Below are 10,660 nucleotides of genomic sequence, written 5' to 3' on the forward strand. Positions count from 1 at the left end.
GGCTACCACTTCGGCGCTTACGGACCGGGTGCATCGGATGGGGCGAATTCGAAGGCGCCGCGCGTGACCTTGCTCGGCTCGGGCGCCATCCTGACCGAGGTCATCAAGGCCGCTCACCAACTGGCTGCACAAGGGGTGGGCGTGGAGGTGCTGAGCATCACCAGCTGGAGTGAACTTGCGCGCGACGGCATGGCGGACGAAACCGGCACCAGCAGCCACCTGATGCGGCTGCTGTCGGCCACCCATGGCCCGGTGATCGCCGCCACCGACTATGTGCGCGCCGTGCCCGAAAGCGTGCGCGCCTTCGTGCCCGAAGGCCGTCGCTACAGCACGCTGGGCACCGATGGCTTTGGCCGCAGCGACACGCGGGCTGCGCTGCGCCGCTTCTTTGCGGTGGACGCCGACAGCATTGCGCAAGCTGCGCTGGCCGCTTTGGCGCGTTAAGGCAGGTGTTGGGCGTTGGCAGCCGCCAGCGCCGGCTGGCCAGGCTGGTCAGCCCTGAACCACGGCCAGATAAGCCTTGCGGGTTTCCGGGGTGACCCCATCCAGGGCTTGCTCGTAGCGGGTCTGGTGTTGGGTCAGCATGCGGGCCGAGGCGATGGTTTTCGATTTGCAAAACCAGTGGCAGCTGTGTTGCATCAGGAACATCTCGCCCATCATCCGGAACGAACGCTCTTTGGGCGAAAAGCCTTGCAGGTTGTCCACAGTGCGCTGAATCCCTTGGGCATGGACTTCCAGCATGCGGCGCATGTCAAAGCTGGCTTTGGGCGACAGCTGGTCAATGAATGGCAGCGCCACCTTGAAGGCCCGCGTCAAGGGTGCTGGCAGCTTGGCAAATTCACGGGCCAGGTTTTGGAACTCGGCGGCCAGCTGCTGTTCGGCCTGCTCTTGCAGCTGCAGAATTTGCAGCTGGCGTTCAGGCTCGGTTTCGCCCAGTGCCCGCATGTAAGCGCCAGTGAGCTGCTCCATGTGCTTTTCGATTTGGTAAGGCCGCAACTGCTCGGCCAACAAGGCGGTGCGCTTGCGCTGGCCTTGGGTGTTGAGCCAATGGATGCCCGTGGCCAGAATGAGCAGCAGACTGAGAAATTCCATAAGTAAAGGGTGTTCAGGCCGACGTGGCCATTGCGCCAAGTGTAATTGGAGTGCGCTCTCTAAAGTGCGGGTTTTCCCTTGCCTTGCCCGGTGCGCAGTGTTCAAATTGCCGCATTGCAACAAATTCTTCAAAGGACCACACCATGAACTTCAACGCTGAACAATTCTCCGCCACCCATCAAGCCAACCTGACCGCAGCTGCCGGCTTGTCGCAAAAAGCCTTCGCTGGTTTCGAGCGCTTGGTCGAACTCAACATGGCTGCTGGCAAAGCCGCTGTGGGTGAGACTTTCTCCGGCATGCAAGCCTTGATGACTGCCAAGTCGCCGCAAGACCTGCTGGCTGTGCAAGCTGCCTTGATTCAGCCCGCATTCGAAAAGTCGGTGTCTTATGGCCGTCACCTGGCTGACATCGCAAACAGCACGGGCGCCGAGTTCACCAAAGCTGTCGAAGGGAAAATGGCCGAGTCCGAAAAAGCCGTCAAAAGCCTGGTTGAAAGCAGCCTGAAAAACGCCCCTGCCGGCTCCGATGCTGCTGTGGCCGCCTTCAAGACCGCATTCGAAGCCAGCCAGACAGCCACTGAAGCCCTGAAAAAAGTGGCCAAGCAAGCCGCTGACAGCGCAGAAGCCAACCTCAAGTCTGTGTCCGCCCAAGCCGAAGCTTCGGTGAAAGCCGCCATGGCCAAGGCCAAAATCAAGGCCTGATCTTTGGTTTGACAGGCGGGTTACAAGACCCGCTTTCCATGAAAAAGGGTGTCATCGGACACCCTTTTTGTTTGTGACGTGCAGCTTGGGCGCAAGTGCTCAAGCCTGTGTCGCTGTTCAGCGGTTGGGGCTGTCAGGCGATGGCGTTTCCTGCACCCTGCGCGCACCCGTGAAGCGTTTGGTCCAGTAGGCCGTGCGCAGGTCATCGACTCGCACGGCTTTGCCAACGCTCGGCGCGTGGATGAACTTGCCATCACCGAGGTAAATCCCCACATGGCTGAAGGTGCGGCGCATGGTGTTGAAAAAAACCAGGTCGCCCGGGTTGAGTTCGCTTCGGTCGATTTTGTCGGTCACCGTGGCTTGCTCTTCTGCACGCCTTGGCAGCAAGCGACCAATCGATGTTTCGTAGATGTGGCGAACGAATCCGCTGCAGTCAAAGCCCGTTTCGGCCGTACTGCCTCCGCGCTTGTAGGGCACGCCCAGCAGCGTCATGGCCTTGCCCAGCATCTGATTGGTTTTTTCACCCACACTGGTCTTCATCTGCTCGCCCAATTGCATCAAGCTGGCAAGTTCAGACGCACGCTTGCCGCCAGCTGCCGTGTCATCTTCAGGCGCGGCAAAGGGGGAGGTGGTGGCGATCAGCAAACAAGCGGCCAGTGCGAGAGACTTCAATTTCACAATGCAATATTTAGTGGCGTAGCAAGCCATGATAACTCTTCAAACTCCGTAACGGTCTCGGTAGGCTTGGACTTTGGGCAGGTGCTGCGCGAGCGTGCTGCCGGTCTGGTTGGACAAATAGGCCAACAGATCCGACAGTTGAGCGATCGTGCAGACCTGCATGCCCAGTGTGTTGCGCACATACTGCACGGCGCTGTGGGGCACATCTTGCACCGAGCCATCGGGCTGCTTTTCGGTGGCCATTTCCTGGCGATCCAGCGCAATGGCGATGGCATGCGGAGTGGCACCTGCTGCCTGAATCAAGGCAATGGATTCGCGGGCGGCGGTGCCCGCACTCATCACGTCGTCCACGATCAGCACACGGCCCTTCAGCGGTGCGCCCACCAGGCTGCCGCCTTCGCCATGGTCTTTGGCTTCCTTGCGGTTGTAGGCAAACGGCACGTTCTTGCCCAAGCGTGCCAACTCGACAGCCACCGCGGCCCCGAGAGGAATCCCCTTGTAGGCGGGGCCAAAGATCATGTCGAACTCGATGCCACTGGCCAGCAAAGCTTTTGCATAGAATTGGGCCAGTCGACTCAGCTTGGCGCCGTCGTCGAACAGACCGGCATTGAAAAAATAGGGGCTCATGCGCCCGGCTTTTGTCTTGAATTCGCCAAAACGCAGCACGCCCGAGTCGACCGCAAACTGCACAAATTCTTGAGCCAGCGCCTGCATTTCGGCGCTGCTTGCCTGTTTTGTCACCATGGGGAAATCCTTGTTCAAACTCACCAGCCTTAACCTGAACGGCATTCGTTCTGCTGCGACCAAAGGGCTCGAGCCCTGGTTGGCGCAAGCCAGGCCCGATTGTATTTGCGTGCAAGAAGTCAAAGCGCAGGCCGCTGACGTGGTCGGAAAATTCGAAGCCTTGGGGGGGTTGAAAGGCCATTTTCAGTTCGCCGAAAAGAAAGGCTATTCAGGGGTCGGTGTGTATACCCGCCACGAACCCAGCGATGTGGTGGTGGGCTTTGATGGCGGCGAGTTCGACGCCGAAGGGCGTTATGTGGAGTTGCGCTTTGACACCCCTGCGCGCAAGCTGTCCATCATCAGCAGCTATTTCCCCAGTGGCTCGTCGGGGCCTGAACGGCAAGAAGCCAAGTTCCGGTTCTTGGACAAGATGTACCCCCACCTCATGGCGCTCAAGGCCGAGCGGGAGTTCATTGTGTGCAGTGACGTGAACATCGCGCACCAGCAAGCCGACCTGAAAAACTGGCGCAGCAACCAGAAAAACAGTGGTTTTTTACCGCAAGAGCGCGCCTGGATGACCCAGCTCACCACCGAGGGCGGTGTGGTTGACGTCTACCGCCGCTTGAAACCCGACACCACGGAGGCTTGCTACACCTGGTGGAGCAACCGGGGCCAGGCCTATGCCAAAAACGTGGGTTGGCGCCTCGACTACCACCTGGCCACCCCGGCCCTGGCAGACAAAGCCCGAGGCGAGTCCATTTACAAGGATGAAAAGTTTTCCGACCATGCGCCTGTCACGGTCGAATACGATCTCGACTTTTAAGCGCTCAGGGGCCTCATGCGCTCACCGGCAAAATGCGGTGACCTTGTGCCTGCAATCAGGGTGACTTCGAGCTGAACGTCATCGACATGCTTTAACCCCGGGTGTAGGTCAGCATGCGGCCTTTGTAGGCGAGCGAGTCGTCGTGGGCAGACTGGTCCAGCACTTGCTCGTGCATGGAAAAGCCAACGCGTGCCATGTGTTTGTGAAATGCGCTGCGGTTGCCTCTGTTGGGGTCGACCACCCAGATTTCGGAGGCCACCGCAGCATGCGCATGGATGAAGCTGGCCAGTGTGCCTTCGTCATCGCGCTCGTACAAAATATCGCTGCCCACAATCAGGTCAAACAAGCCACTCACGCCTGCGTCATGGGCTGCAGTGAGGACGGGCAAGCCATCACCTCTCAGTGCTGGCGTGCCCCACAAGCCATGGCGGTAAGCCATCGGAGACAGGCCGTTCAAGCGGGTGTTTTCATCGAGAAAGGCGTGCGTCAAGGGGTGGCAGTCGCTGGCTGTGACATTGGCGCCGCGCCGATGTGCCACCAGGCTTGAAAGCCCCAGACCGCAGCCAATTTCCAGAATGCGCTCGGCCGTCACAGGCCGTTGGGCCATGCGCTCGGCCATGTGCAGACCCGAAGGCCACAACAGGCCAAACAAAGGCCAGGTGGCCGAAGAAATACCCAAATTCAGGGCTTCGTCCAGCGGGTCATAAAACTGGTTTTTGTCGAGCAGGGAGCAGATGAGCAGGTCGTCCGCGCCGTGCACCGCGATGCTTTCCTGTTTCGTCAGGTAGCCGGAATGTGAGGGAGGCAAAAGAACAATCGTTGCAGCGCAAAGGCAGAAGATAAAGTGGCGCTGGCTGCGCAGACTGTACACCCAGGCGGGTGCTCAATCACGCCAGGTAGATCGGTGATGAAGCGCTGGATTGCAATTGTCCGAAGCTTGCTCGGGCGCCAATATTCATTGACATAGCGCGCGATCCCGTCAACGAATTTTGGTCAATGCCCGGACCAGTGCACGCGAGACTTTGGGGTCTGCAAGGGCGCCGGTGTTGAACCTGGACCAAGCGCAAGGCGCTTCGGAGTTGACGCAAAAGAGTCGGCCCGGTGCCAGCAAGATATTTTGCTTTTGCAGTTTCTGAGCCAGTTCATGGGTGTCTGAATGCCCCGGCAGGCTGGCCCAAAGATACAGCGACTGAGGGCTGCTGCCCAACACATCGGCACCCAGTTGCGCCAACACATCCCGTGCGGTCAAGGTGGCCTGGGTGACCCGGTCTCGCAGTTTCACCACGTGCCGTTCGTAGTGACCTTCGCGCAGGATCACATTGACCGTTCTTTCGCAATACTCGGACGAGTTGGTGGAGACCAGTGTTTTTAGATCGGCCAACTCGCTGGCCAGGTCATCACTGCAGGCGATGTAACCCACGCGAAGCGATGCGGAAAATGACTTGGAAAACGAGCCGATGTAGATCGTTCTTTCCAGCTGGTCCAAGGCGGCCAGGCGTGGAGTGGACAAGGGTTTGAAGTCGGCCAGGGCGTCGTTTTCGACGATCATGACATCGTGCTCTTGCGCCAGTTTCAGCACCCTAAAAGCCTTGCCTGGCGAGATGTCCGTGCCGGTCGGGTTGTGGCATGACGACTGCGTGAAGAAAAGGCGTGGCTTGTGCACCGCCATCAAATGCTCCAGGGCTTCCAGGTCAGGGCCATCCGCCAGTCTGGGCACGCCAATGATCTTGGCATCGGCCAACTTCAGTTTGCCAAAGAGCAGGTAGTAGCCGGGATCGTCCACCAGCACGGTGGCGCCCGGCGGCACAAAGTAGCGGATGACCAGGTCCATCGCACTGTTGGCCCCTTGTGTCAGCAAAATCTGACTGGGCTTTGCGCCGATGCCAAATGACGCCAACCGGTGAATGAGGTGTTCGCGCAAAGGCATGTAGCCGAAGCGGTTGCCGTACCGAAAGACGGTGCCCATGCCACTGCGAACCACTTTGGGGTGGAACTTGTCCAGACGCAAGTCCGACAGCCATGCAATGGGTGGGAAGCCATCTCCGATCGGGTGGGCGTCTGGGATGGTCTTGAACTGCTCACGCATCATCCAGACGATGTTCATGGCCCGGTCCAGCGAGTTTTTTTCTTCGTGTTGATGGGGCGCTTTGGCGCTGCTCGTCACGTAAAAACCAGAGCCCCTGCGTGGCTCCAGCAGGCCATCGGCCACGAGTAACTCAAAAGCAGCAACGACGGTGTTTTTGGAATACCCGTGCAAATCCGAGAGTTCGCGCAAGGAGGGTAGTTTTTGACCGGGCCGGTACGCACCTTCGTCTATTTGACGGCGTATCGAGTCGGCAAGATTTTGGGCGATGGTGGGTTTGCTGGCCATGGGGGTTGAGAAGCAATTGCAGGGTTAACTATGACACTTTTGTGCGGCAAAAGGTATGGTTGGGTCACTGTCCTCGCAAACTGTACCTTTAATCACTGGTACAGATGGCATAAAGTCCGACCACCTCAACTGACCTTCAAGAAGGAGACAACCATGGCTCAACACCCGAAAAATCGCCGCCTGTCAGCCCTGCTGGCTACGGCACTGCTGACATTTGCAGGTTCTGCTTTTGCACAGGACATTAAATTTGGCTTCAACGCTGACCAGTCGGGCACCGCAGCTGCGGAGTTAGGCATGGCGGCACGTTATGGCTTTGAATTGGCCATTGAAGATATCAACAAAGCGGGGGGTCTGCTGGGTAAAAAAGTGATACCGGTTGTTCGCGATGACACGGGCACGCCCCCCAAGTCCATCCAGAACATGACCGAGCTGATTGACAGCGAAAAAGTGGCTGTGGTGGTGGGCCCGACCAATTCGGGCAACGCGCTGGCCTGGTTGCATCTTCCGCAGCAGAAAAAAGTCCCGGTGATCGTGCCCGTGGCCACGGCGACCGACATCACCAAGCGTTACCAGAACGAACCGCAGAACTTCATCTTCCGTGTCTCCATGGTGGACCGTGAGCAGGTCGGTTTGCTGCTGGCCTATGCCGTGAAGTCGAGCAAGAACAAAAAGATTGCTTTCATCGCTGATTCCACTGGCTTTGGCACGCAGGGGGTCAAGGACGCAACCGAGGTGTTGGCACTGCATGGCCTGAGCCCTGTTGCCGTCGAAAAATTCGGTCCCAAAGACACCGACATGACCTCGCAGCTGGCCAAGATTCGCGATGCGGGCGCAGACACTTTGTTGATCTACGGCCTGGCAGACGGCAATGCCCACACCTTGCGCAGCATGGAAAAAATCAACTACATGCCCACCGCCATCGGCACCTGGGGAAACATGAGCTCGGTGCTGGTGAATACGGCCGGTAAAAAGCTGGCTGAGCACCTGATTTTTGCAACCTCGACAGCAGAAGACAGCAACGCCCGTTCTGCAGCCTTGGCCGTGCGCGTTCGCGAACGCTACCCGACGATGGTGACCTTTGTGTCGGCAGCACAATCCTACGATTCCGTGATGTTGGTGGCTGCGGCGATCAAGCAAGCCGGGACCACCGATGGTGCCAAAGTCGCTGCAATGCTGGAAAGTGGCATGCCTGATGTGCAAGGCATCATCAAAAACTACAAGAAGCCATTTTCCAAAACAGACCACGAAGGCCTGGGCGTTGAAGACTTTCAGTTGGGCAAGTGGAAAGATGGCAAGGTCACGAATTTTTCAGACGCCATCACCAAGTCCTTGACTGCCGCTGATCTGAAACGCTGATGGTTTTCCTGCAAGCACTGTTCAGCGGACTCGCGCTCGGGGGCATTTATGCGCTCGTGGCGCTGGGTTTCAGCATCACCCACACCACCACAAAAACCCTGAACTTCGGTCAAGGCGAGGTGCTGGCGGCGGGTGCATTTGTGGCTGTGGGCTCACTGCTTTTGCTTGCTGGCAAACCGTACACAGCTGTTCTGGAGCCCGCCGATGTGAGCATTGGCCGTTACCTTCTGGCCCTGGCCATGACGGTCGGTGTGGTGGGACTCATTGGCGTTCTTTTGTATTTCACAGCCATTCGGCCTTTTTTTGGTTCAGGCGGCATGTCCTGGGTCATGAGCACCATCGGTTTCGGCATCGTGTTGCAAAACTCTGCGATGGCCATTTGGGGCAGCAGTTCCATCGCCATGCCTTCTCCCCTGGGCGAGGGTGTGATCCGAATCGCAGGCGCTGGTGTGCGACCGCAAGAGATCCTGGTGATCGTGGTGACCCTGTCCGTGATGGCCGGGCTTGACTATGTGCTGCGCAAAACCAAGATCGGCAAAGCCGTCAGGGCAGTGGCCACCAATCAGCAAGCCGCATCGCTCATGGGCATCAACGTGGGCGCTATCGTGGTGCTGGCGTTTGTCTTGTCTTCAGGGCTGGCCGGCTTGGCAGGCTTGTTGATTGCCCCGATCACCACGGCCTCGGTTTTCATGGGGCTGAGCATTGCACTCAAAGCGTTTTCGGCAGCCATCGTGGGTGGGCTTTCCAGCCCGCGCGGATGCATTGCTGGGGGAATCTTGCTGGGCTGCCTGGAGGCGCTCATTGGCTTATGGCGCGCAGAGATGCGGGAGATCACCCTGTTCTTGCTGATCATTTTGGTGCTGATGGTCAAGCCTGAGGGGCTGTTTGGCAGCAAAACCATGGAGAAGGTTTGACCATGGGGCGTCACCGTTTACTTTCGATATTGGCGATGGCGCTGGCCGTGGTCGTGCCGGCGCTGCTGGACAACGAGTTTTACCTGAAGATCATCTTCACCGCAGGCATGTACTACATCGCCGCTGCCGGGCTGAATGTGCTGGTGGGTTGGAGTGGCCAGAAATCGCTGGGGCATGCCGGCTTGTTTGCGGCAGGGGCCTACACGGCAGCATTGCTGACGGCGCAAGCGGGCTGGAACCCGTGGCTTGCCTTGCTCGCCTCTGCAGTGGTGGCGGCCTTGTTTGGTTTGCTGATCGCTTTTCCGTCATTGCGCGTCAGGGGGCCCTCCTTGGCCATGGTCACCATTGGCTTTGGCATCGTGGTGGAAAAGATCGTGACCGAATGGCAAGTGCCCTTTGGCGGGCAGGCCGGGATCTACGGGGTGGTTCCCCCTTCATTGGGTGGGCAGATGCTGGGCATACGTGAGTGGGCCTGGCTCATTTTGGCCTTTGCCTTCATCACGCATTTCCTCATCACCAACTTGCTGCACGGCAAATATGGGCGGGCCATGCTGGCCGTGCAGGCCTCGGAAGTTGCTGCAGAGAGTGTGGGTGTCCATGTTCACCGTTTCAAAGTTCTGGCCTTTGTCATCAGCGCCGTGACCTGTGGTCTGGCCGGTGCCTTCATGGCGCAGCAAAACCAGTACATCAATTCGGACTTCATCAATTTCCGCTTGTCGATTTTCCTGCTGTTGATCGTGCTCTTTGGTGGCCCTTCCGTCTGGGGGCCTGTTTTGGGTGCGATCGTGCTGACCTTGCTGGATGCATTTTTAGCCCGCTGGCCCGAGTTGCAGCACTTCACCTATGGCGCGCTGTTGCTGTTTGCGCTGTATGCCATGCCGCAAGGTTTGGCGGGGGCGCTGCACAAGGGCATGCGCAGACTCGGCATGGGGGCTGAGCTGGCGCCGATCGACCCGCCCCAAGAGGCCTGGAAATGCAAATACGCCGTGCCGCGAAATCCTGATGCGGTCATGCTGAAAGCGCAAGGCCTGTACAAAGCCTACGGCGGCGTCATCCCCACGCACAACATCAGCCTGACCTTGCGCCCGGGCCATATCCATTCGCTGATCGGCCCCAATGGGGCTGGCAAAACCACCCTGTTGAACATTCTTTCCGGCATCGTCCAGCCCGATCAAGGCACGGTCGAGCTGTTTGGCAAAGACATCACCCGTCTGGGCGCCAGCGAAGTTTGCACGCTGGGCATTGGCCGAACTTTTCAGAACCTGCGCCTGTTTGCGCACATGTCGGTGCTCGAAAATGTGTTGGTCGGCCTGCACTCACACCTTGAAGCCGGCATCGCAGCCAGCATGCTGCGCACACCGGGTTCTCGGCAGGAAGAAGCAGCCGCCCGCTCTGAGGCCATGGCCTTGCTTCGGTTTGCCGGACTTGAAGCACGCGCACATGCACCGGCGGGCAGCTTGCCGTATGGCTTGCAGCGGCGGCTGGAAATCGCCCGGGCATTGGCAACACACCCCAGGCTGCTGTTGCTGGATGAGCCAGCGGCTGGCCTCAATCCTCAGGAGACGCAGGAACTGATTGGCTTGATCCGACAAATTTCAGGCCTCGGCATCACGGTCATGCTCATCGAGCACCACATGGACTTGGTGATGGCGGTGTCAGACCACGTGGTGGTGCTCGACCATGGTGAAAAGATTGCAGAAGGCAGCCCCCAAGAGGTCCAGGCCGACCCTGCGGTCATCAAGGCCTACCTGGGTGACGAGGAGGATGCGTGACATGTTGAACATTCAAAACTTGGTGGTCAACTACGGTGCGATCGAGGCTTTGCGGGGTGTCAGCCTGCAGGTGAATGCGGGTGAAATTGTCGCCATCATCGGCGGCAATGGCGCCGGCAAAAGCACTTTGATGAAGGCCGTTTCAGGCTTGCAAGGGGTCAGTGGCGGCACCATTCAATGGCAGGGCCACGACATCACGGCAATGCCCCCTCACCAAAGGGTGGCCGCTG

General features: G+C 58.6%; 12 protein-coding genes. 7 read left to right on the forward strand and 5 right to left on the reverse strand.

Going from position 1 to position 10,660, the window contains the following annotated elements; translation table 11 throughout:
* On the forward strand, positions 1-444 hold a 444-nt coding region (locus tag ACIQ3A_RS11575), incomplete at its 5' end, for a transketolase-like TK C-terminal-containing protein (RefSeq protein WP_396431887.1).
* Positions 445-492: 48 nt separating this feature from the next.
* On the opposite strand, the gene ACIQ3A_RS11580 is transcribed toward ACIQ3A_RS11575, so the two are convergent.
* Positions 493-1,092 carry a hypothetical protein gene (locus tag ACIQ3A_RS11580; RefSeq protein ID WP_396431888.1) on the reverse strand — a complete coding sequence of 200 codons (600 nt, stop codon included), beginning with the start codon at positions 1,090-1,092 and terminating at the stop codon, positions 493-495.
* A 143-nt stretch (positions 1,093-1,235) separates the two neighbouring features.
* On the opposite strand from ACIQ3A_RS11580, the gene phaP reads away from it, so the two are divergent.
* Positions 1,236-1,793: a TIGR01841 family phasin gene (gene phaP, locus ACIQ3A_RS11585; protein WP_396431889.1), complete on the forward strand. Its 558-nt coding sequence runs from the start codon at positions 1,236-1,238 to the stop codon at positions 1,791-1,793.
* A gap of 117 nt (positions 1,794-1,910) precedes the next feature.
* Here the strand turns inward: phaP and ACIQ3A_RS11590 are convergent, their stop codons facing one another.
* Complete coding sequence (locus ACIQ3A_RS11590) at positions 1,911-2,471, reverse strand: C40 family peptidase (RefSeq protein ID WP_396431890.1); 561 nt, start codon at positions 2,469-2,471, stop codon at positions 1,911-1,913.
* Between the two features lie 39 nt (positions 2,472-2,510).
* Entirely contained in the window at positions 2,511-3,215 is a 705-nt protein-coding gene (pyrE, locus tag ACIQ3A_RS11595; RefSeq protein WP_396431891.1) for an orotate phosphoribosyltransferase, read from the reverse strand.
* On the opposite strand from pyrE, the gene ACIQ3A_RS11600 reads away from it, so the two are divergent.
* On the forward strand, positions 3,214-4,017 hold the full coding sequence (locus ACIQ3A_RS11600) for an exodeoxyribonuclease III (protein WP_396431892.1): 804 nt from the start codon (positions 3,214-3,216) through the stop codon (positions 4,015-4,017). The genes pyrE and ACIQ3A_RS11600 overlap by 2 nt on opposite strands.
* 91 nt (positions 4,018-4,108) lie before the next feature.
* Here ACIQ3A_RS11600 and ACIQ3A_RS11605 read toward each other — a convergent pair whose 3' ends face one another.
* Both ACIQ3A_RS11605 and ACIQ3A_RS11610 read right to left on the reverse strand, forming a co-directional pair.
* Complete coding sequence (locus ACIQ3A_RS11605) at positions 4,109-4,825, reverse strand: class I SAM-dependent methyltransferase (protein ID WP_396431893.1); 717 nt, start codon at positions 4,823-4,825, stop codon at positions 4,109-4,111.
* A gap of 171 nt (positions 4,826-4,996) precedes the next feature.
* Positions 4,997-6,388 (reverse strand): PLP-dependent aminotransferase family protein, encoded by a 1,392-nt coding sequence (locus ACIQ3A_RS11610; RefSeq protein ID WP_396431894.1) that lies wholly within the window; start codon positions 6,386-6,388, stop codon positions 4,997-4,999.
* Positions 6,389-6,541: 153 nt separating this feature from the next.
* On the opposite strand from ACIQ3A_RS11610, the gene ACIQ3A_RS11615 reads away from it, so the two are divergent.
* From ACIQ3A_RS11615 to ACIQ3A_RS11630, 4 genes are all read left to right on the forward strand, one after another.
* Positions 6,542-7,744: an ABC transporter substrate-binding protein gene (locus ACIQ3A_RS11615; protein WP_396431895.1), complete on the forward strand. Its 1,203-nt coding sequence runs from the start codon at positions 6,542-6,544 to the stop codon at positions 7,742-7,744.
* Positions 7,744-8,658, forward strand: coding sequence for a branched-chain amino acid ABC transporter permease (locus tag ACIQ3A_RS11620; RefSeq protein WP_396431896.1), 915 nt, complete (start codon positions 7,744-7,746; stop codon positions 8,656-8,658). The genes ACIQ3A_RS11615 and ACIQ3A_RS11620 overlap by 1 nt, the downstream gene beginning before the upstream one ends.
* Positions 8,659-8,660: 2 nt before the next feature.
* A complete protein-coding gene (locus ACIQ3A_RS11625) occupies positions 8,661-10,430 on the forward strand; it encodes an ATP-binding cassette domain-containing protein (protein WP_396431897.1) in 1,770 nt (589 codons plus the stop codon).
* Position 10,431: 1 nt separating this feature from the next.
* Positions 10,432-10,660 (forward strand): ATP-binding cassette domain-containing protein (locus ACIQ3A_RS11630; RefSeq protein WP_396431898.1); only part of this gene is annotated, 229 nt, incomplete at its 3' end.

This window comes from Limnohabitans sp., assembly GCF_044361985.1.
In the GTDB taxonomy this organism is placed as follows: Bacteria; Pseudomonadota; Gammaproteobacteria; order Burkholderiales; family Burkholderiaceae_C; genus Limnohabitans_A.

Bases quoted from the DNA above. Each gene is read 5' to 3' on its own strand.
- ACIQ3A_RS11580 (WP_396431888.1), bottom strand. From the start codon at position 1,092: ATGGAATTTCTCAGTCTGCTGCTCATTCTGGCCACGGGCATCCATTGG.
- phaP (WP_396431889.1), top strand. From the start codon at position 1,236: ATGAACTTCAACGCTGAACAATTCTCCGCCACCCATCAAGCCAACCTG.
- ACIQ3A_RS11600 (WP_396431892.1), top strand. From the start codon at position 3,214: ATGGGGAAATCCTTGTTCAAACTCACCAGCCTTAACCTGAACGGCATT.
- pyrE (WP_396431891.1), bottom strand. From the start codon at position 3,215: ATGGTGACAAAACAGGCAAGCAGCGCCGAAATGCAGGCGCTGGCTCAA.
- ACIQ3A_RS11610 (WP_396431894.1), bottom strand. From the start codon at position 6,388: ATGGCCAGCAAACCCACCATCGCCCAAAATCTTGCCGACTCGATACGC.
- ACIQ3A_RS11615 (WP_396431895.1), top strand. From the start codon at position 6,542: ATGGCTCAACACCCGAAAAATCGCCGCCTGTCAGCCCTGCTGGCTACG.
- ACIQ3A_RS11620 (WP_396431896.1), top strand. From the start codon at position 7,744: ATGGTTTTCCTGCAAGCACTGTTCAGCGGACTCGCGCTCGGGGGCATT.
- ACIQ3A_RS11625 (WP_396431897.1), top strand. From the start codon at position 8,661: ATGGGGCGTCACCGTTTACTTTCGATATTGGCGATGGCGCTGGCCGTG.